Annotated in this window: 19 protein-coding genes; 6 read left to right on the top strand and 13 right to left on the bottom strand. The window is 36.8% G+C overall.

Features of this window, described 5'->3' with window-relative positions; genetic code table 11:
- Positions 1-5: 5 nt before the first annotated feature.
- The 3 genes from uvrB to H344_RS0106165 form a co-directional block, all read right to left on the bottom strand.
- On the bottom strand, positions 6-1,994 hold the full coding sequence (gene uvrB / locus H344_RS0106155) for an excinuclease ABC subunit UvrB (RefSeq protein WP_026809516.1): 1,989 nt from the start codon (positions 1,992-1,994) through the stop codon (positions 6-8).
- A gap of 159 nt (positions 1,995-2,153) precedes the next feature.
- Positions 2,154-2,987 carry an ABC transporter permease gene (locus tag H344_RS0106160; RefSeq protein WP_026809517.1) on the bottom strand — a complete coding sequence of 278 codons (834 nt, stop codon included), beginning with the start codon at positions 2,985-2,987 and terminating at the stop codon, positions 2,154-2,156.
- Between the two features lie 19 nt (positions 2,988-3,006).
- Positions 3,007-3,915 (bottom strand): ABC transporter ATP-binding protein, encoded by a 909-nt coding sequence (locus H344_RS0106165; RefSeq protein ID WP_026809518.1) that lies wholly within the window; start codon positions 3,913-3,915, stop codon positions 3,007-3,009.
- 690 nt (positions 3,916-4,605) lie between these two features.
- Here H344_RS0106165 and H344_RS0106170 point away from each other — a divergent pair.
- Positions 4,606-5,685 carry a hypothetical protein gene (locus H344_RS0106170; protein ID WP_026809519.1) on the top strand — a complete coding sequence of 360 codons (1,080 nt, stop codon included), beginning with the start codon at positions 4,606-4,608 and terminating at the stop codon, positions 5,683-5,685.
- Positions 5,686-5,763: 78 nt separating this feature from the next.
- Here H344_RS0106170 and H344_RS0106175 read toward each other — a convergent pair whose 3' ends face one another.
- The 6 genes from H344_RS0106175 to H344_RS22340 all read right to left on the bottom strand — a co-directional run bounded on the left by H344_RS0106175 (position 5,764) and on the right by H344_RS22340 (position 12,417).
- Entirely contained in the window at positions 5,764-6,822 is a 1,059-nt protein-coding gene (locus H344_RS0106175; RefSeq protein ID WP_026809520.1) for a nucleoid-associated protein, read from the bottom strand.
- Positions 6,823-6,934: 112 nt separating this feature from the next.
- Positions 6,935-7,432: an IS1096 element passenger TnpR family protein gene (locus H344_RS0106180; RefSeq protein ID WP_026809521.1), complete on the bottom strand. Its 498-nt coding sequence runs from the start codon at positions 7,430-7,432 to the stop codon at positions 6,935-6,937.
- A gap of 27 nt (positions 7,433-7,459) precedes the next feature.
- Complete coding sequence (locus tag H344_RS0106185; protein ID WP_026809522.1) at positions 7,460-8,494, bottom strand: COX15/CtaA family protein; 1,035 nt, start codon at positions 8,492-8,494, stop codon at positions 7,460-7,462.
- Between the two features lie 98 nt (positions 8,495-8,592).
- Entirely contained in the window at positions 8,593-10,017 is a 1,425-nt protein-coding gene (locus tag H344_RS0106190; protein WP_026809523.1) for a CCA tRNA nucleotidyltransferase, read from the bottom strand.
- Positions 10,018-10,019: 2 nt separating this feature from the next.
- Positions 10,020-10,589, bottom strand: a complete 570-nt coding sequence (locus H344_RS0106195; protein ID WP_026809524.1) for an L-threonylcarbamoyladenylate synthase — start codon at positions 10,587-10,589, stop codon at positions 10,020-10,022.
- Positions 10,590-10,596: 7 nt separating this feature from the next.
- Positions 10,597-12,417: a glycosyltransferase gene (locus H344_RS22340; RefSeq protein ID WP_034256220.1), complete on the bottom strand. Its 1,821-nt coding sequence runs from the start codon at positions 12,415-12,417 to the stop codon at positions 10,597-10,599.
- A 482-nt stretch (positions 12,418-12,899) separates the two neighbouring features.
- Here H344_RS22340 and H344_RS0106210 point away from each other — a divergent pair, with 482 nt between their 5' ends.
- On the top strand, positions 12,900-13,562 hold the full coding sequence (locus tag H344_RS0106210) for a class I SAM-dependent methyltransferase (RefSeq protein ID WP_026809525.1): 663 nt from the start codon (positions 12,900-12,902) through the stop codon (positions 13,560-13,562).
- Here H344_RS0106210 and H344_RS0106215 read toward each other — a convergent pair.
- Positions 13,536-14,609, bottom strand: coding sequence for a glycosyltransferase family 9 protein (locus H344_RS0106215; RefSeq protein ID WP_026809526.1), 1,074 nt, complete (start codon positions 14,607-14,609; stop codon positions 13,536-13,538). The genes H344_RS0106210 and H344_RS0106215 overlap by 27 nt on opposite strands.
- Positions 14,610-14,624: 15 nt before the next feature.
- Complete coding sequence (locus tag H344_RS0106220; RefSeq protein ID WP_026809527.1) at positions 14,625-15,440, bottom strand: 2,3,4,5-tetrahydropyridine-2,6-dicarboxylate N-succinyltransferase; 816 nt, start codon at positions 15,438-15,440, stop codon at positions 14,625-14,627.
- A gap of 103 nt (positions 15,441-15,543) precedes the next feature.
- On the opposite strand from H344_RS0106220, the gene ruvX reads away from it, so the two are divergent.
- The 3 genes from ruvX to H344_RS0106235 are packed head-to-tail and all read left to right on the top strand — an operon-like array spanning position 15,544 to position 17,036.
- Positions 15,544-15,954 (top strand): Holliday junction resolvase RuvX, encoded by a 411-nt coding sequence (gene ruvX, locus H344_RS0106225; RefSeq protein WP_026809528.1) that lies wholly within the window; start codon positions 15,544-15,546, stop codon positions 15,952-15,954.
- 4 nt (positions 15,955-15,958) lie between these two features.
- Positions 15,959-16,549, top strand: coding sequence for a peptide deformylase (gene def / locus H344_RS0106230; protein ID WP_026809529.1), 591 nt, complete (start codon positions 15,959-15,961; stop codon positions 16,547-16,549).
- A gap of 58 nt (positions 16,550-16,607) precedes the next feature.
- Entirely contained in the window at positions 16,608-17,036 is a 429-nt protein-coding gene (locus H344_RS0106235) for a DUF5606 family protein (protein WP_026809530.1), read from the top strand.
- A 213-nt stretch (positions 17,037-17,249) separates the two neighbouring features.
- Here H344_RS0106235 and H344_RS0106240 read toward each other — a convergent pair whose 3' ends face one another.
- Positions 17,250-18,869, bottom strand: coding sequence for a family 20 glycosylhydrolase (locus H344_RS0106240; protein WP_026809531.1), 1,620 nt, complete (start codon positions 18,867-18,869; stop codon positions 17,250-17,252).
- 28 nt (positions 18,870-18,897) lie between these two features.
- Positions 18,898-19,557 carry a GDSL-type esterase/lipase family protein gene (locus tag H344_RS0106245; protein ID WP_026809532.1) on the bottom strand — a complete coding sequence of 220 codons (660 nt, stop codon included), beginning with the start codon at positions 19,555-19,557 and terminating at the stop codon, positions 18,898-18,900.
- Between the two features lie 73 nt (positions 19,558-19,630).
- On the opposite strand from H344_RS0106245, the gene H344_RS0106250 reads away from it, so the two are divergent.
- Positions 19,631-20,524, top strand: coding sequence for an IS1595 family transposase (locus H344_RS0106250; RefSeq protein ID WP_026809533.1), 894 nt, complete (start codon positions 19,631-19,633; stop codon positions 20,522-20,524).
- The last annotated feature ends 13 nt before the right edge of the window (positions 20,525-20,537 follow it).

Genomic DNA, 20,537 nt, shown 5'->3' on the forward strand with positions numbered 1-20,537 from the left:
CCTGTTTACTCCTGTTCTTGTAAAGCTTTGATCTCGTCCCGTAATTTGGCTGCTTCCATAAAATCCAGCTCTTTAGCCGCTTTTTCCATAGCCTTCCGCTTTTCTTTGATTATCTTTTCCTTTTGTTCTTGGGTTAGATATAGCATATCGGGTTCAGCGGCTCTTATTTCCGCCTTCTCAAAATGATAGGTGGAAACCGAATTTTTTGCAAGTACACTATCTAAACTTTTATTTAAAGCAGTAGGAGTAATGTTATGCTTCTTATTGTAATTGGTCTGCTTTTCCCTGCGGTAGTTGGTCTCGTCTATAGTCTGTTGCATGCTTTTGGTAATCTTATCTGCATACATTATAGCTTTACCCTCTAAGTGTCTTGCCGCCCTTCCTACCGTTTGTGTAAGCGATCTAGCGCTTCTTAAAAAGCCTTCCTTATCCGCATCCAAAATAGCTACCAGAGATACCTCCGGCAGATCCAAACCTTCTCTTAAAAGGTTTACCCCAATAAGGACATCAAAGATACCTTTACGAAGGTCTTGCATTATTTCTACTCGCTCCAAGGTATCCACATCACTATGGATATACCTACACCTAACATTTATTCTAGTGAGGTATTTTGCCAGTTCTTCTGCCATACGCTTGGTTAGAGTGGTGACTAAGGTCCGCTGGTCCTTTTCTACTCGCACCTGAATCTCTTCAATAAGATCGTCAATTTGATTTTGACTAGGGCGGACTTCAATTATAGGGTCTAACAATCCTGTGGGGCGTATTACTTGCTCTACATATACTCCCTGACTCAGTTCTAATTCATAATCTGCTGGGGTAGCACTTACATAGATTACCTGATTTTGGAGGGATTCAAACTCTTCAAATTTCAAGGGTCGGTTATCCATAGCTGCCGGTAGTCTAAAACCATAATCCACTAAATTTTCTTTTCTAGACCTATCACCACCGTACATGGCATGGACTTGTGGAATGGTAACGTGACTCTCATCTACCACCATTAAATAATCATCAGGGAAATAATCTAACAGACAGAATGGACGGGTACCAGGTAACCTACCATCCAAGTATCTAGAATAGTTTTCTATCCCAGAACAGTAGCCTAATTCCCGAATCATTTCCAAGTCAAAATTGGTGCGCTCTTCCAAGCGCTTTGCTTCCAAATGCTTGCCTATTTCCTTGAAGTAGGCTACCTGCTTCACCATATCTTCCTGAATCTGGTGAATGGCGTTTTGTAGCACATCTGGAGAGGTCACAAACATATTAGCAGGATACAGTGTAAGCTGATCATACTTTTCAAGGACCTTATTATTCAACGGGTCAAACGCCTCTATTTCTTCAATCTCATCCCCAAAAAAATGAATTCTAAAAGCATGGTCGGCATAACTGGGGAATACATCTACAACATCGCCCTTAACCCTAAAATTACCGTTTTTAAACTCGGCAGTAGTCCTAGAATAAAGACTTTGCACAAGTTGATGTAGGAGTTTTGTCCTAGAAATTACCTGATCTTGATGTATGCTGATTACATTCTTTTTAAATTCCACCGGATTCCCAATCCCATATAAACAAGATACGGAAGCTACCACTAACACATCTCTTCTTCCAGAGAGTAGGGAGGAGGTGGTACTCAGGCGTAACTTTTCAATATCCTCGTTTATAGAGAGGTCTTTTTCTATATAAGTTCCGCTAGTAGGGATATAAGCTTCTGGCTGATAATAATCGTAGTAGGAGACAAAATACTCCACGGCATTCTCTGGAAAAAACTGCTTAAACTCCGAATATAGCTGGGCCGCTAGCGTTTTATTATGAGCGAGTACTAAAGTGGGGCGTTGCACCTCTTCTACAACATTGGCTACGGTAAAGGTCTTCCCAGATCCGGTAACACCCAATAGGGTTTGGTAGCGGACATCGGACGCTATGCCTTCCCGTAATTGTTTAATCGCCGATGGCTGATCGCCAGTGGGTTTAAAATCCGAAACAACTTTAAATTTCATTTTTTAAAAATACTAAAACCTACCCAATAGCCTTTGCGCTTTAGCTAGAATTTAAGACTGTATTGATTAAGACGTTATTTGCCGAAGTATAAAGAATGATTTTAATAGACCCAAATTTTAACAGGATGGATCAAGAGTCTAATTACAAGTTGATTTCTCTTATAAATCCCGACGCTTCAATAACGCATAAGACAGGTAAATAAAAATTGCCGTCCAGCATAGCACGATTAGAATTTCATAAAAATGGATGTTGTAGTCCTTGTTAAATGTTTCTCCCATTTGTGCTACCACACTTTGCACCGCATTAAATCGGGATACAGGTTCTTTGATGAGGTTAGACATGGATTCTAGAGGAAGGTACTTCATAAAAGTGGAGGAGGCCTCGCTTCCTGCAAACCACCATACCAAAAATCGAAGGGCTAAATTCTCTATAGCATACCAAACAATTAAGAACCCTAAAGCAAAGGCCGATCGTTTTACCAAAATGCCCAAGAAAAGACAGAAGGAAAAGAATCCCAATAGTTTTACAAAATAGGCTAATAGGTATTCTAAATCTGAAAAAATTATGGAAAGCTCCGTATAATCAGAATAGAACAGCCCTAAAACTAAGGAGACCAGAAATACAAATAAGGTAGAAATTAGAGAGAATGTAAAAACGGTAAGGAATTTCGAGGCAATAAACTCCTTCTTGCTTAAGCCATCGATTAAATTTTGTTTTATAGTCTTGTTACTATATTCGTTGGCCATCATAGATACGATTACAATGGCAAAGAATAGTTTTAATCCGCCAGCAATCCAAGTGTTCAGATGCCATATATAGGGAAAGTTAAACACGCCCTGATCGGCAATATGAAACTTAACAGGGCCTATATCAAACTTTATAGCTGCTAATAACGCCATGCAGACTAGTAAGGTGAAATAGGAGATAATTAGGATTTTACTAGCCCTATTGTTCCATAATTTTATAAACTCTATTTGTAATAATCGCAACATAGTCTAGTGGTTAGTCGGTTTAAGCATGTTTTTGGGTGTTACTAGTAAGGGTAAGGAATTGTTCTTCCAAGCTTTCTTTACGTTTTACCAGATGAGAAAGAACGATCCCTTTTTCAAACAAATGCTGATTTAAGGTCTTTGCGTCCATTTCTTCTTTTAGAATAACCTTTATCACTCCATTTTCTTGCTTTATTGTGCCAAAACTGGCGTGTTTTTCTAGAAAGTCGATCAAGGCATCGGTTTGCTCCGATTTTAACTCGAAAAACCCATAACTAGCAAGCATATCGTCTACGCGTCCTGAGTATAATTTTTCCCCTTTCCTAAGAATAATTACGTGACTGCATACTTTTTCAACTTCGTCTAATAAATGGGAGGCAAGTAAAATGGTAGTGCCTTGTGAAGCGATTGTTTTTATAATTTCCCTAATCTGATGAATGCCTTGAGGATCTAACCCGTTGGTGGGTTCGTCTAGGATTAAGATTACAGGATCGTTAAGAAGGGCAGAGGCGATCGCTAATCGTTGTTTCATCCCTAGGGAATAAGTGCTGAACTTACTGTTTTTACGATCTAACAGTCCTACTAATTCCAACTTCTCTTCTATCTTATCATGGGGTACCTCCTTGATTTTACAAACTAATTTTAAATTTTGAACGGCAGTCATATAGGGATAGAAGTTGGGGCGCTCAATAATTGCTCCCACCTTTTTTAAAGCCTGATGAGTAGTAAGGTTTCCATTAAACCAAGAGAAGCTTCCGTTGCTAGGGTTTACTACATTTAATACAATGCCGAGGGTGGTAGACTTCCCACTACCATTGGGGCCTAGTATGCCGTACACATTTCCTTTTTCTATTGTAAAGGAGAGGTCATTTACAGCGGTGAGGAAACCAAATTTTTTAGTGAGGTTGGTAACAGTTAATATCGATTCCAAATTAGGTAGGTTTTCTGTGGTTTGTAGTTACTTGACGAACAACTATTGGTTTTGTTACAATGTAAAGAAAATAATGTGATTTCCAATTAAGGTTTCTCCCTATAGTTGGCGTAGAATTTTTTAGCCTCATGTTCAGTCAGAAATTCAATATGGTTGCGGATGATCCGCATGTGGTTCTTGTCAGCCCAGTCAATTGCTTAATAAATAGCCATAACATTCCCACTTAGTTTAAAGATGACAGATAATGAAGGTTTGTCAAAAATTGGATAGCTAAAGGAAAAGTCAAGAAACAGAAAAAAGTGTTTTTTAAACAACATTTTACAAATTTTTAAAGCCTTTGGACATCAGTTATTCCTAATCAAATAAAGATTAAAAATAGGTGGTATAATAAGAAATGTTGTGAAGGGCACGGTTTATGTAGTATATAGGTTTATGGTTCTTTGCAGTACCTAGTAGAGATTGAATTAGCGCCCTAAGTGAGGTCAGGCTCTACCAATGCATGGGTTGATTTGAGATTAGCGTTAAAAATGCTATTTTATAATGCAGGAAAAATCATAAAATTCGCTGTTGGATATCCCGTTTTTATCATTTTTAAATTTTAAATGAAGGATAGGTTATGTATATTGGATGTTATCATGCTAATATGCACAACAGCGGCAACTTTAAAATACGATAAATTAAAATAACACCATGTCAGAAAAACTAATGTCCAAGAAAAAGCCGGCATTCCCAGTCAGCAAAAGGTTGGACGCCTACTTAGCCCACTATAGTCGGAAAACAGAAATTCCGATTTTTTATGATGACCTTCTTAGGTTCTCTGGCTCTGTAGCGGTGTACGATGCTGATGATAATGATACCCTTTGGGTGAGGGTCTATTACAGTGAGTATGATAGGATGGAAATTGATAGTAGTCTAAAGAAAGTATACTCCATTTTACATTCCGATGGGAGTGATAGTATTTTTCCCTTTTTAAATGTGGATGCGGTAGATTTTTGCACCTTTGGTAACTCTAAACCGTTTAGGATTAGGGTTAGAAATGTCCTGAATGACAACTTCACTTATTTTTATGTAAAAAAGACAGATGCCTCTAGAATTTACGGGCTAGAGCTAGAACATATGTTGTCTCCATATAACCTAAACTTTTTGGTATATAAGGATACCTTAATAGAAGAACATATTTCCGGAATTCCAGGAGATGTTTTTATTAAGGAGTTTTTGCCAAAGTGTACGGAATCAGAAAAATCACAGTTGGCAAAGGAATTTGTAAAATTTAACGAGCGTTGTATGATCCGACTCTTGGGAGATATGCGTTCCTATAATTACGTGATTGTACCTACTCACGATTTTGATCATGTGGTGTATCGAATTCGGGCAATAGATTTTGATCAACAATGCTATGAGGGGAAACTTAAAGTTTACCGACCGCAGTTCTTTAAGGAGAACTATTTAATGGTGATGTTGGTAAAGGAAAAACTACAACGCAATTCTGTAGATCAATATAAGATTGAGGAACGTTCTATAGTAGCAAAACGGATATTGAGTTCTGGGAATAGGATTAAAAGATTGATTTCAATTAGTAAGTCAGATAAGATTTCTATCCCTGAAAACATAGAAGCGCTGTCTCAGCATATACACGATCTAACGGGAGATATTGCATTTAAGGACTGTAAATCAATGGGAGAGGTGCTATCCTTAGCATTAGATTTTGTGAAACGTAATTATGAGGACGTTAGTATGAAACAAATTTTAGAAAATAAGATAAAAATTTAAGAGTCTTATCAGGAGATTTCTTTGGACTGGTTAAATAAAAAAGGGAAGTTTTAAAACCTCCCTTTTTTATTGCCAATATTAGCTCTTTTGTTCCTTATTGAAATAAACAAGATAGTAATACATCTGTCGCTCTTCGTCCCAACCTTTTTCTACAAACTTTTCAGCAGATTCCGGATTAATGAAATCCAATTTTATTTGAATATTAGTGTCTAGGTTTATTACGTTTTTTATCTTTTTACGTGCATCGGACACTGCTTTATTGGCAATATCAAAAGAAGCAACATCCTCAATACTATATTTAGGGCCTTTTTCTTCTTTATAGTGCTTAAATTCTGGAATAAGTTCTGGATTTTCCATCACTTCGTTCAAGAAATTGGTCTCTTCAAACGAATCATTTTTAGCAAAATGGTTCACAGCTCTATTCATAAAAAGGACTTCTTGCTGCTTGTCTTCTGCTGGTAGAACCACGTCTTTAGCAAAACTCTGACAAAGTTTTAAATAGTTTTTAGTTTTAAAGTTATCATCAGATAATGGCTCTACATCCAAGAAGTTCTCTAGCCAATACTTGGCATCGTAACGGTTGCTATCTACAGATAGTACTTTGTAACCCGATTCTTTTTCAGTGTTAAAAACCAAGCATCCTTTATCTAATTTATTGATGTTAATCCCTTGTTGAACCAAAATATCTAAGTTAGCGCCATTTTCTTGGAATTGAAGGAAATCGTGCTTTAACTCACTTTTAAATATCCCAACAGCATTTACCTTCTGGTTGTCTAACATTACATCGGTAAGGTAAGTAACATATAGCTCACCGCTTTTTATGTGTGGGTGATTTGATTGATCGAACAAGTGGGTTGCTACCTTCTTAGAATTTTCGTGTAGGGAATTTGGATCCTTAAAAATATTGTCTACAATCTTGTAGATTTCGTTGAATTCAAAATCTACCTCGTTGTAAAAATGAAAGTAGTTTTCTTCTTTTTCCCTGAATGGTTTAAAGAAGTATTCTTTTAAAAGCCCGGTAGTTTCATCGTTAAGGGCGAAGGGCTCTTCGGATAAAAAAATGCCTTCACTTTTATTCTTGTTTCCCACACGGTGTATGGAAATGGTTTCAATCTGGGTAGTATATAAATTGATCATATAACTATTGTTGAGGGTTAAGTATTAGCGTACTCTAGTAATGACCGGAATTAAATCCCGTATCCATTTCTAGGGCAAATAGCATGTTTAATTAAAAGGATTAACCGGAAAATTAATTCCAATTTTCATCAAAATCTAGGTCTTCGTAGTTGTCCAAAGTATTGTCAAAATCGAATTCACTTTCGTCGGCTTCAAATTTCTTTTCTGGTGGAGAGTCTGGAATTTCACCAAAACTAAATAGAATATTTGGATAAATTTGTCCGTCTGTTCTTTCCGTAATATCGGCTAATTCCACAAAAAAGGTCCACATACTTAAGAAATCGTAGACATAGATAAGTTTCGGGGAAGCTTCCGTTACTACATCACTCAAAAGTACCTCACTCATTAATCGTACATCAGTACCACTTTCGCTCATATCAAACAAGGCAATCTCCTCATCTTGTTGCCATTCATCATTACAAGTGTAGAATGATGCCATTTCATTACCCAAGAAACCAAAGGCTTGGGTAAGGGCATTATGAAACTCTTCTAAGGTAGTAGCTCCTTCTATTTCAATATCTCTAAAGATATCCTCCTCTGCATCTAAAATTACCCTTATTTTATATATCATCTCGTCCTTAATTTTGTGGAGGCAAAGTTACGAAGTTTTCCTCGTTTTAAAAGCATTTATAACCTCCAAAGCTAAATAGGATTGAAATCCGAAAAGGAGGGAGGCTACTACTAGGTGTAAAGCTTGTGTGGAAAAAGGAAAGTCTAAAAAATACATGGCTAAGCCAGTAATCACTTCAATAAGGAGCATAAACAATACCCAATAGATTTTAGAATATCCTAAATTATAACGTGTTATTCTATAGGCAAGATATAGGTTTATAAGTACTACGATAATGGAAAAAGACCGGTGTATGTAGAAATAAAAATCGGGGTTGTTTAACCATAATTCAGGGGCATTGTCCCCATAGATCATAATCTGTTCGTCTACAAACTGTCTTACTTGGGTTCCAAAAACTACTTGTAATAAGGTGGCAAATAAAGTGATGAAAATTAAATTTCTAGCCAATTTATCTGCTTTGTTGGCTTTTACCCTATCATTTGCTAAGTGAATGATATAAAGAATTAATGCCACAATTACTAATGCCATTACCATGTGAATGGTAATCTTGGCCGGGGCAAGTACAGAGTAAACTACAGTGGCGCCAAGCCATGCTTGAAAGCCCATGGCAAATACCACTACCCAAGATAGGATGGTAATCTTTTTTTTCTTTTTCCAATATCGGAAGGAAGCTATCGCCATTACTAGGGTCCCTAGTCCAGCCAGGGCTCCAAAAAGCCTATTGATAAATTCTACCCAGGTATGTGTTGGGTTAAAGACGGCGTAGTTGTGCTTGGTATACAAAGACCAATTGTCCTCCTGAAAAGTGTCTGCTGTGGTGAAATTTGAATTGGCTACTTGTAAGGTTTCATCAACAATAATCACCTGACCTTTTTTAAACTCCCTTTGTGGTCGCCATTCCAATTCGGAGATGTCGGTAGGAGGAATGTAATATCCGAAACACTTAGGCCAATCTGGGCATCCCATTCCACTACCTGTCATCCTTACCACAGCTCCGGCAATAATGACCAAATAAACCAGTACCAAAGAAATCTTGGCAATTTTTATAAAATTATTCTGCATCTGATAGATTGAAAGCGTTCTTCAATATTACTATTTATTTATCTACTCTTTATAACTATTAAGAGATGGTAATTTTCAAAAGAATTTTCCTTTACTGATTACTGAGCGGTTAATCCCATTTCTTCTCCCTTTTTTAGCATAAGAGCATAGGCGTCATCATAATTATTGGGGATCTCCCCTTCTAAGATGGCCTCTTTTATCACTTCTTTTATTATTCCGATCTCTTTTGAAGGTTTTAGATTAAAAGCGGCCATGATTTCTTCTCCGCTCACTGGCGGTTGAAAGTTTCTAACGTGATCACGAGCTTCTACTTCTTCAATTTTTTGACGAACAATTTTAAAATTATTTTTGTATCTCCTTTGTTTCTTAGGGTTTTTGGTGGTGATGTCCGCCTCACATAAGGTCATAAGATCTTCTACATGTTCACCAGCATCAAAAATGAGTCGCCTTACAGCTGAGTCAGTTACAAAATCCTCGGAAAGGACAATTGGCCTAGAGCTCATAAGGACCATTTTTTGAACGAATTTCATTTTTTCATTCAATGGCATTCTTAATCGCTTAAATAGTTTATAGACCATTTTAGAGCCCACAAACTCGTGTGCGTGAAAAGTCCAGCCTATTTTTTTATCAAATTTCTTGGTGGGTGCCTTGCCTATATCGTGCAGTAAGGCCGCCCAGCGCAACCATAAATTATCAGTATTTTTAGCAATATTATCTACTACCTCCAGGGTGTGCCAAAAGTTGTCCTTATGGCGTTGCCCCTCTACCTCTTCTATACCTTCTAACGCTTTTAGTTCGGGTAAAATATATTCAAGAAGACCCGATTTATGTAAAATGGAAAACCCTATGGAAGGTTTCTGGCTAGCAAGGATTTTATGTAGCTCCTCCACAATACGCTCATTGGATATAATTTTAATTCTACTCTTGTTATCGGTAATCGCCTTTAGGGACTCTGGATGGATAGTAAAGTTAAGTTGAGTGGCAAATCTAATAGCTCTCATCATTCGTAAAGGATCATCCGAATAGGTGATATTGGGATCCAAAGGAGTTCTAATCAGCTTTCTTTTTAAATCTGCTACACCATCAAATGGATCTAAAAGATTTCCATAGTCATCTGGATTTAAGGAGATAGCCAAGGCATTAATAGTGAAATCTCTCCGTTTCTGATCGTCCTCCAAAGAGCCATCTTCTACTACTGGTTTTCTACTATCACGGTGGTAGCTTTCTTTTCTAGCCCCCACAAACTCAATCTCAATATCCTGATGTTTTACCATGGCAGTACCAAAATTCTTAAATACTGAAACATCGGTACTTCCAGGTAATTTTGAAGCTACTTTATGGGCAAGTTCTATACCGCTACCTATCGCAACAATATCGATATCTTTTGGAGTTCCCCTTTTTAATAGGTAATCTCTAACAAAACCTCCAATAACATAGGCGTCTATAGAAAGTTCCTTAGCCGCACTGGAAATGGTGGAAAATATAGGATTGTTTAAAGCTGCTTCTTGGTTTGTCTTCGTCATTATTATTCTCTGATCACTTTAACCGTACCATCATTTCCAAGGAGGATTATAGAAGATGGATTAGTCTTTATTTTATTGCGCTCCAAATTTACTATATAGTCCACACCTTTTAAAATCTCATCTGTGATTTCTTCAAAACAACTAGGAGTAGCTTCCCCTGAAATATTGGCTGAAGTAGAAACTATTGGCTTTTTAAACCTCTTTATAAGGTTTTGGCAGAAGGTGTCAGTGGCAACCCTAACCCCTAAGGTATTGTCTTGTGCCACTAAATTCTTCGCAACTCCCTTTGGGCCTTCATAGATTATAGTAGTAGGTTTAGTTGACATGTCGATAATATCATAAGCTAAATCCGGAACCTTAGTAATATGTTGTTCTAGCATAAAATCGTTTCCTACCAAACAGATCATACTTTTGGTGTTAACCCTCTTTTTTAAAGCGTATACTTTAGCTACAGCAGCCTCATTTGTTGCGTCACAGCCAATACCCCATATAGTATCGGTAGGGTAAAGGATTAAACCACCATTGGATAATACCTCTAAACATTGATTGATTTCGTTGCGAATGTCGTCCATAATCGTACTATAAATTATTTTTTCTAAGTTTTTTTAATTCTTTATACCTAGCATATACGCCTAAGGCATTTAGGTAGCAAATTATAATTCCCTTCTTCCCGTCTAGGATACCCAATCTTATGATATAATGGTTGAAAAATTTATAAAAGGGACGAAATATAAAATGATAGATATTGGGGTCGTAATTTTTTTGCAATTCCTCCACCGCCTTCATCTTGCCGTATTTTATCATTTTACCCTTATAATCCTCATAATTCTTATAGGAGTAATGGATCAATTTATTTTGAAGGACATCAGACTTTCCATCTACCACTAGAGTTTCATGGACTATTCTTTCTTGGGTGAAGTGAACCTTACTCTTTCTAAACAGTCTATAGTTTTTATCACTTTGCCAACCACTAAACTTTAACTCCTCATCCACAAACATAAAAGTTCTGTAAAAATAATAGGCCTCTGCCGTAGGATGTTTTGCGTTTACCGTTTGTAATATTTCGTTTCTAAGCTCGTCTGTCAACCGTTCATCCGCATCTAAAAAAAGTACCCAATCATGGGTAGCTTGTTCCATAGCAAAACTCTTCTGATCAGTATAGTTAACAAAGGGACGTATAATTAATTTTACATGAGAATGCCTCTTAATTTTTTCAATAGTCCCATCTGTACTGTTAGAGTCTACTACAATAATCTCGTCTGCAAATTTTAAATTCTCCAAAACGCCATTAATATGGATGTCTTCATTGTAGGTGATTAAGACAGCGGAAATTTTATTTGTTTTTTTACCGGTGTATATGTCCTTCACAGGCTTTCCAAATTTAGCATTCATTTTCAACCTCTTGGAGAGTGATAAATTGCGTTTCTCGGGAACTCCATGGGTTTCAATGTATTCTTGTGCGGCATCTACCATTCTTTGTGCTGACTCTCCGTCTTTATACGGATGGATTTTCATGTTAATATAGCTTCTTTCAGAGGCGTAGGGATCCTCATGTAGATTCTTAAATACCTTTTGGGTTAGTTGTGTGTAACTGTAGGAGTTGTCCCAGAGTACTTTTCCGTTATTATACCTATACGTAATTACTGGTTTGTCCATGAGTATAAACTCGTAAATATGAGGGGAGTTGTCGCTAATAAGGATATCAGCCTGAATGAGACATTTTACCATGTTCTTCTCCGTACGTATTAGGATATTGGGGGTCTTTTGAGCTAGCTTTTCATAGTCCTGAACCCAAATAGGATCCATTTTCTCCTGCAGCCCTACATAAATTACAAAACCTGTGGTTTTTGCTAAGCTTTCTATTTCTCGTATTAAATGGGGTGCCGAACTAGGTTTAGTGGAGGTTGGAGCGTATAATACAATTTTGTCTGTTTGGTGTTGTTGCAGAATCGCAGTTTTTTCAAAATCATACTTCACTTTCTCCTTGCTATATATGTCTAGTTTTGACCAGCCTGTTTCAAGGACTTCGAAATTTTGGTGCTTTTTCTTTAATAGATTGAACTTTTCAGTGAAATATGGGCCTTGAGTTAAGTAAAGGTCGAAGTATGGTCCGGTTTCATGATAATCCCACCTTTTTCCTTGTAAATTATTGAATACTCGGACTTTCACCCCTCTTAGATAGTGAGGTACTTCCTTACCCGGAACAAAAATAACATCGCTTTTAAAGATCTGTAGGTCTAAAATACTAACCGTAAAATCTTCGTCCTTAAAGGGGAAGTCATCCAATAAGTTATTTGAAATATACCAGAGATATTGGTGATTCTTTTCTTGAAGAACTGTTCTAATGGGGGCTAAAACTCCATAAGCATCGTCATTTTCACAAAATAGAATTATCCTCATTGTTGTAATGGCTTAGAGATTTTCCTGAAATTATCCTTAAAATCTGCTTTCATACATCTGGATGTAAAGAATCTATTTCGGTTGCGTTTAATTGGTCCTTGAAGGAGAATTTTTAAAATTCTTCCCAAGGTAATCTTTGTTCCAATTTTTCCCCATCACTTTTGTATTAATATACTTATGTCTAGCTGCAATAAAATTGATATCCAGTAACTTGCTAGGTTAGGAGTCTATATTGCTGACAAGAATAACACTCACCATACTGCTGCTTATAGTTTGCTAAATAGGTAGCGTAAAATAGCTTTTATTTAGCTGCATTAACTTCAATAAGGAAGAACTCGATTTGCGTGGCAAAGTTAATTTTAATTCGCTGATATATGAAATTGTAGGCCACTTTACATTTTATTAAACAGTTTGTGTTAATGTGCGTTAAATAGAAGTCTTTGCGTTTACTTATATTTATATGAAAATTACCCTGCTTATTTATGAAGATTATTTTAGCTATTATCGCTTTAGGCTTTTTCGGGTTTTTATTAGGGAAGTTAATAAAGCATAAATCCTTATATCCATTTATGCCATTTCGGTACGATTTTAGAAAGCGTAGGGATTCTTTTAGGAAAACTATGGAACTGTTAGATAAGATTTCGGCAAAAACAATTATAGAAACTGGTACGTCTAGGGAAGGGTTGCGGGGAGCTAAGAGTAATGGGGCTGCTACAATCGTTTTTGGGAAATGGGCGAAACAAAATAACGCATTTCTGCATTCTGTGGATATCAGTGAAAAATCTGTTGCCAAGTGCCAAGAGGAAATTAATAATCAAAATTTAAATGAAGTGGTGAAAGTTCACCTTTCCGATTCTGTAGCTTTTTTGGATAATTTTGAGGAGAAGGTAGATTTTATATATCTGGATAGCTATGATTATGATGATGATCCCGCAGTCCAAATTAAAAGTCAGAAACACCATTTAAAAGAGTTTATTGCTATTGAAGATAACTTGCACAGTGATTCTATTGTTTTAATAGATGACTGTGATCTGCCCAATGGTGGAAAAGGAAAATTGGTGGTAGATTATATGCTTAAAAAAGATTGGAAAATTCTCATTAACGAGTATCAAATACTGTTAGTGCGTAAAAATTTCAGCTTCTAGGAATTGCTTTAGCTGATCTGTAAATAGGGTAGGCTCAAAGTAAGAATATAAGTTTTCTGCTTCTTTTTTGCGTTGTTTTTTAGGTTTGCCTTCTAAGTGATGTGGAAGAAAATCTTCTAAGTGTACCGCTTTATTAGCTGTATTATTGGGGAAGGTCTCCCAAGCGACTTTTGTTATCCATGGAGAAAATATACTAAAGGCTGGAATTTCTAATGCTTTAGCCATATTTACAGCTCCTCCTTCATTCCCAACCAAAGCATTGCAATGAAATAGTAGTCCTAAAAAAGTACGTAGAGATGGGGCAAAAACATCCAATAAAATCATGGACTTTGTCTTTGGAGAACAAAGTTCATACACCCTTTTTACTTCCTCTATTTGAGAAGGGATATAATTAAATAAAATGTTAACCTCTCCTTGTTGGGCAATGTTATCTAGCAGTTGCGCCATAAACGGTAGAGGGTAGGTTTTATTGGGGCTGCTGCCTAAAACGTTTATCATTAAAATCGGTATGGAAAAATTCACCGATTTTTTTTCTAAAAATACTTTTGCTTCGTCTTTTTCTGACTGAGTAAGATAAATTTTTGGAGGCGGTATATCAAAACTAACCTCTGGGAAGATGGGTTTTAATAGGGAAAGCCTATTTTCAATTGCTAAACCAATCTTGGTCTCGCCAGATCTAACGTATTTATGGGTATGGGTATAAATGAATTTAGAATACCATTTCTCGTAGGATATTTTGGTGTCTGCACCAGAGAATAAAGTAACTAGGTTGCTTTCTAATTTACTGTATACATCTACCACCACATCATAATGTTCTTTTGAAATAGATTTCAAGAACTTATAAAAGGCAAGCTTACTTTCCCTGTATTCAGGTGTAAATAACACAACCTGATCAATATAGGGGTTGTTGGTCACCACTGGCACCGTATTAGTATTGATCAAATAGTGAACCTGGCTGTTGGGGATGTTCTTCTTTATATATTCACACAATAAAGTGCTAGTAAGAACATCCCCGATCATTTTTTGTTGTACAACCAGTATTTTCATGATGCAAAGTTAGCATTATACGGCAACATCGTATTCACGCAATGCATCATTTAGAGAAGTTTTTTTATCTGTACTCTCTTTTCTTGTTCCAATGATCAGAGCACAAGGAACTTGAAAATCGCCAGCTGGGAAAGATTTTGTATAGCTTCCTGGTATAACTACAGATCTGGCAGGAACCAGTCCTTTTCGTTCTACTGGAGTTTCTCCAGTTACATCAATAATTTTTGTAGAGGCAGTAAGTACTACATTGGCACCCAAGACAGCTTCTTTCTCTACACGTACTCCTTCCACAACAATACATCTAGATCCTATAAAGGCATTATCCTCTATAATCACTGGAGCAGCTTGCAAGGGTTCCAAAACACCTCCAATACCTACACCACCACTAAGGTGTACATTTTTTCCAATTTGAGCGCAACTACCAACGGTGGCCCAGGTATCTACCATGGTACCTTCATCAACATAAGCACCAATATTAACATAGCTAGGCATTAAAATAGTACCTGCAGAAATATATGCTCCATGTCTTGCAACCGCATTAGGAACTACTCTAATTCCTTTTTCGGCATAGCCTCTTTTTAAAGGCATTTTATCATGGTACTCAAAGATTCCCGCTTCTAAGGTTTCCATTTTTTGAATTGGGAAATAAAGAACCACTCCTTTTTTTACCCATTCATTTATTTGCCAACCTTCATTGGTGGGCTCTGCACATCGCAATTCTCCTTTATCTAATAGGTCTATAACTTTTCTAATAGCATCTTGTGTGGCGGCCTCCTTTAAAAGTTCACGATTATCCCACGCATTTTCTATTACTTTTCTTAATTCTGTCATTGTCGTATTTTGAAATTTAGACAAATATAGGTGCAACTTTGTAATTAACCCTTTGTTTTTACACTTATAACAATTTATGGTTTATTTTTGCGAAAAAATTAGTTTGGGAAGAATAGTAGCCTTAGATTTTGGGAAAGTGAGGACAGGAATTGCCGTAACGGATGAATTACAACTAATTGCCTCTGGCCTTACTACCGTTAATACCAAGGAACTTCTAAACTTTCTAAGGTCTTATGTGGAACAGGAAAATGTGGAGTTATTTGTGGTAGGTGAGCCTAAGCAAATGAATAACGAGCCCTCCGAATCGGAAGAGTTAATTAAACCTTTTTTGAGAACTTTAGAAGGGGTTTTTCCTAAAATTCCGGTAGTTCGGCAAGATGAACGGTTTACATCAAAAATGGCTGTACAATCTATGATCGATGGCGGGTTGGGGAAACAGAAAAGAAAAAATAAGGCTTTGATAGATGAAATTAGTGCAACCCTAATTCTTCAAGCATATTTAAATAGAAAATAGTAGCATGATATTACCAATAGTAGCTTACGGAGATCCCGTTTTAAGAAAAGTGGCAAATGACATTGATAAAGATTATCCCAATTTGGATCAGTTGGTCAACAATATGTGGGATACAATGTACAATGCCTATGGAGTTGGACTTGCAGCACCTCAAGTGGGACTTCCGATTAGACTTTTTGTTATAGATACCACTCCCTTTTCTGAAGATGAAGACATGTCTGAAGAAGAACAAAAAGCATTAAATGGCTTTAAGAAAGTATTTATAAATGCACAAATTGTAGAGGAAACTGGAGAAGAATGGGCTTTTAATGAAGGTTGTTTAAGTATTCCTGAGATTAGGGAAGATGTATCAAGAAAGGATACGCTTACTATTACCTATTTGGACGCCGATTTTAAATCTCATACAGAAACCTATGAAGGCCTTCTAGCAAGGGTTATCCAGCATGAATATGATCATATTGAAGGGGTTTTGTTTACTGATAAATTATCTACTCTGAAGAAAAGATTATTGAAAAGTAGACTTAGCAATATATCAAAAGGAAAAGTAAAGGTGGATTATAGGATGCGTTTCCCACTTCAAAAAAAAGCACGTTAAAACAATTTCTTATATAAACAAAAAGTGTAATATTTGCGCTTGAAATTTAAAATATCAGATGAGTTTAAATAAAATACTATCCATATCCGGAAAACCAGGACTTTATAAGTTATTGACCCAGACTCGTGCTGGATTTGTAGCAGAATCCTTATTAGATGGGAAGAAAATAACCGTTAGTTTTAAGAACAATGTGAGTGTTCTATCCGAAATCGCAATCTATACCTTGGAGGAAGAAGTGCCTTTAAAGGATATTTTTGAGAAGATTAAAGAAAAGGAAGAAGGCGGAAAAACTTCTATTAGTCATAAGGACGATAAGATTAAATTGGAGGAATACTTTTTTGAAGTATTGCCTAATTATGATGAAGATCGTGTTTATGCAAGCGATATCAAAAAAGTTATCCAATGGTATAACTTGTTACACGATCATGGCATAACTGATTTTGCCACTGAAGAAGAGGAAGAAGTAGCCTCTGAAGAAAAAGAATAAATCTTGCTCGATAATGGAGATTTGAATGCTGCGAGGCTTGCCTAAAAATCAATACGTTTTTTTTATTTAACGTTTTGTGGACTTGCCCCTAAGTAGTTTAACTACCCATAATAATTTAAAAAGCCTTCGTTTTCGAAGGCTTTTTTATGCTTTAAATTATGGTGATTTTAAATCTGATATTAACATCAAGATACCTTTATGGAATAAAGGTTACTAATCCTTAAGCCTTGGTTTAATAGGAAGTGTTTGTTTCTTCCATTCTATTAACTCAGAAGGATAGTACTTCACATTCATTCTATCCAAAAATGGTGTTTGATTCCCTAACCTAACCTTGTAATTTTCCCAATCTCTATTTTCTTCGGTACTCCATCCAATTTCTGCATGCCCAATAACTCTAGGGAAGGCTAAATATTCTAATTCTTCCATATTGGTAATAGTCTCCGACCAAAGTGGTGCTTCTACACCCAATATATTTTCTTTGTTAACGCCTTTGATATAGTATTCTGGAGACCAAATGTAAGCGGTGTCTACAGGAATATAGCCGGCCCAATGTAACCCGTATTTAGAAACCGTATCGTACTTCATGTCCAAATACGCCTTTTTACCGGGAGATAAGATGACTTTCATTCCTTTTTCCACGGCAATTTTGGCATTTTCTTCATTGCTCCAGAATTGAGCTATTGCTGTAGTGTCAATATCAGCATGAACAATCTCATCCCAGCCGATCATTCGCTTGTCATATTTTTTAACAATCTTATCTACTCTAGAAATAAAGTAATTAAAATCATCTTTCTTGGTAACCAAGCTTTCGTCTCCGCCAGCGTGGAAATAAGGTCCCGGAGTCATTTCAGAAATCTCCCTTACTACATCATCTATAAACGCATAAACCGTATCCTTTCTAGTATCAAAGGTGCTAAAGCCTACGTCTATTCCTGTATAAGGTTCTACTTTCTTACCATTTCCATTAAGAAAAGGGTAGGCTAAAGATGCAGCGTTGGTATGTCCGGGCATATCTACCTCTGGAATAATAGTAATGTATTGACTAGCGGCATAAGCAACTAGTTCCTTATAGTCCTCCTGAGTATAGAAACCGCCAGGACCACCACCTACTTCTGTGCTTCCACCTACTTCGGTAAGTTTTGGCCATGATTTTATTTCAATTCGCCATCCCTGATCGTCTGTTAAGTGTAAGTGTAGGCTGTTTATCTTATAATAGGCCAATAGGTCAATATACTTTTTAACATCTTTTACACTAAAAAAGTGTCGTGCTACATCCAACATAGCTCCTCTGTATTCAAAATTAGGGTGGTCTGCAATTTCTCCTGATGGAATCAACCACATTTCAGTGTCCGAAAGGGTGTCGTTACTAGTTTCAGGGATAAGTTGTCTAAGGGTTTGTACGCCTCTAAATGCCCCCTCAGCAGTAGTGGAACTCAAGATAATAGAATCTTGTAAAATAGTTAGTTCGTATGCTTCCTTATTGGATGGAGTATTCTCATCTAGTTGCTTGATGAAAATAACCCTATTAGAAGATGTATTTTGTATATCGTTTACTGCAATATCTAATTGCGTTTGCCATTTTATCTTTTCTGATAAGTATTCTCCTACCTCATGAAATTCTTCCATATTTGGAGAAGTGTGTATTACCGTATTTTGATCTAATCCAAAAGCGCTGTTTGATGCATTCACCTTTAATGGCATGGGTATCATATTTTCCATAGCCAAATCGGTTTTCGGAAAATTGATGACCTTATTTTTTTCTTGTTCACATGCCGTAATTGCTAGTACAGCCGTGAAAATCAGAATTGATTTTAAAAGAGAGTTTCTTTTCATAGAATATATTTAAGGGTAAAGTTATTATTTATTTAGTAGTGTTTGTGTTCATATATGGAGCTATCACAGAAAACCAAAGGTCGTACCCTTTGTCGTTTAAATGTAAGCCGTCTTTTATAAAAATATCTTGCTTTACTTGCCTACCGTCTAGCATGGCGTTCCACACATCGGCATATTTCACTCCATTTTCTTTACGGGCAAGCTTTTTAAATTTTCTATTTAATCTTTTGTACTTTCTTTTATAACTCCAACGGGCAATACTGGGTTTTGCAGCAATGAGGACAATCTGTACGTTATTATTTCTTTGTTTAATGTTAGATATTATTTGTTTGGTGGTCTCTATGATTCTCTTGGTCCTTGTTCCAAAAACAATATCGTTATCCCCTTCATAAATAAAAACCTTTTTAGGGTTAAAGCGATGAATTAGTTCTTCTTGATGTTGTAAAAGATCGATTGCCTTAGATCCTCCAAACCCCGTGTTTACTATTTGATGCTCGGGAAACATATCTTCCAAGTTTTTCCACATCCGTATACTAGAGCTTCCTGTGAAAACAGTAGTCTCCTTACTACTATCCCATATAGTATCATATTTTGCTTTAATTGCCTGTACCTCATTGTTAAAAGTCGTACTCCTTTGTCCAAGTACGATGGTAGAAGAGAGAAATAATAGGTAAAATAGTGGTTTCAAATTGAAAAGAATTAAAGATTATAGAGGTCAGTATTTAAATACGTATCTTTATTTATAGTAAAGATATAATATTATGGATGTTTTCAAGGGTCAAAATCTTCTAGAGTTCTCTGATCGGTTCAAAACCGATGATGATTGCAAGGAATACTTAGCTTCGATAAAGGCTAAAAGTGCTTATAAATGTACTCGTTGCAACCATACCGCCTGTCAAATCCGCAAGGACTTCGGCAGACAGTGCAATATCTGTGGCCATATCGAATCCGCTACCGCCGATACACTTTTCCATAAGGTCAAGTTCGGTGTCAGAAAAGCGTTTTTCATCTGTTTCGAGATGGCAACCACCACCAAGAGCCTATCGGCAAGTTATATGTCGGTTCGCTACGGTGTTACGGAAAAGACCGCCAGGCTTTTTATGCACAAGGTCAGGGAAGCAATGACCTCCAGCGGCAACGATCCCATGGACGGAGAAGTACACGTTGACGAGTTTGTCCTTGGCGGAAGGGACGAAGGCAAAACGGGAAGGAGCTATGATGGCAAGAAAAAGAAGGCCGTGACAGCCGTACAGCTTACCCAGGATGGCAAGGTAAAGAGAATGTATGCAATGAAGATCGATGATTTCTCCGCACGGTCCCTACAATACATCTTTGTGAACCACATCAGTCGGGAAGCGCAGGTAACAACCGATAAGTGGAGGGGCTACAGGCCCATAGCCAAAGCATATGACATCACCCAGATAGAAAGCAACAAGGGGCTGAACTTTAAAGCACTCCACACAATGATCCACCAAGTGAAATCTTGGATAAGGACAACCTATTCCTGGGTGAGCGATGATAATCTGAACAGGTACTTCAATGAATTCTGTTTTCGGATCAACCGATCACAGAGCAAGGCAACCATATTCAACAACCTTATCACCAAGATGGTGCAGGGAGAGAAAATATATCAATCACAATTAATAAGTAACTAACTACTGACCTCTA

The sequence above is a fragment of the Arenibacter latericius DSM 15913 genome, assembly GCF_000424985.1.
Classification (GTDB): Bacteria; Bacteroidota; Bacteroidia; order Flavobacteriales; family Flavobacteriaceae; genus Arenibacter; species Arenibacter latericius.

Coding starts and splice junctions, on each gene's coding strand:
- uvrB (WP_026809516.1), bottom strand. CDS start 1,994: ATGAAATTTAAAGTTGTTTCGGATTTTAAACCCACTGGCGATCAGCCA.
- H344_RS0106160 (WP_026809517.1), bottom strand. CDS start 2,987: ATGTTGCGATTATTACAAATAGAGTTTATAAAATTATGGAACAATAGG.
- H344_RS0106170 (WP_026809519.1), top strand. CDS start 4,606: ATGTCAGAAAAACTAATGTCCAAGAAAAAGCCGGCATTCCCAGTCAGC.
- H344_RS0106175 (WP_026809520.1), bottom strand. CDS start 6,822: ATGATCAATTTATATACTACCCAGATTGAAACCATTTCCATACACCGT.
- H344_RS0106180 (WP_026809521.1), bottom strand. CDS start 7,432: ATGATATATAAAATAAGGGTAATTTTAGATGCAGAGGAGGATATCTTT.
- H344_RS0106185 (WP_026809522.1), bottom strand. CDS start 8,494: ATGCAGAATAATTTTATAAAAATTGCCAAGATTTCTTTGGTACTGGTT.
- H344_RS0106190 (WP_026809523.1), bottom strand. CDS start 10,017: ATGACGAAGACAAACCAAGAAGCAGCTTTAAACAATCCTATATTTTCC.
- H344_RS0106195 (WP_026809524.1), bottom strand. CDS start 10,589: ATGGACGACATTCGCAACGAAATCAATCAATGTTTAGAGGTATTATCC.
- H344_RS22340 (WP_034256220.1), bottom strand. CDS start 12,417: ATGAGGATAATTCTATTTTGTGAAAATGACGATGCTTATGGAGTTTTA.
- H344_RS0106210 (WP_026809525.1), top strand. CDS start 12,900: ATGAAGATTATTTTAGCTATTATCGCTTTAGGCTTTTTCGGGTTTTTA.
- H344_RS0106215 (WP_026809526.1), bottom strand. CDS start 14,609: ATGAAAATACTGGTTGTACAACAAAAAATGATCGGGGATGTTCTTACT.
- H344_RS0106220 (WP_026809527.1), bottom strand. CDS start 15,440: ATGACAGAATTAAGAAAAGTAATAGAAAATGCGTGGGATAATCGTGAA.
- def (WP_026809529.1), top strand. CDS start 15,959: ATGATATTACCAATAGTAGCTTACGGAGATCCCGTTTTAAGAAAAGTG.
- H344_RS0106235 (WP_026809530.1), top strand. CDS start 16,608: ATGAGTTTAAATAAAATACTATCCATATCCGGAAAACCAGGACTTTAT.
- H344_RS0106240 (WP_026809531.1), bottom strand. CDS start 18,869: ATGAAAAGAAACTCTCTTTTAAAATCAATTCTGATTTTCACGGCTGTA.
- H344_RS0106250 (WP_026809533.1), top strand. CDS start 19,631: ATGGATGTTTTCAAGGGTCAAAATCTTCTAGAGTTCTCTGATCGGTTC.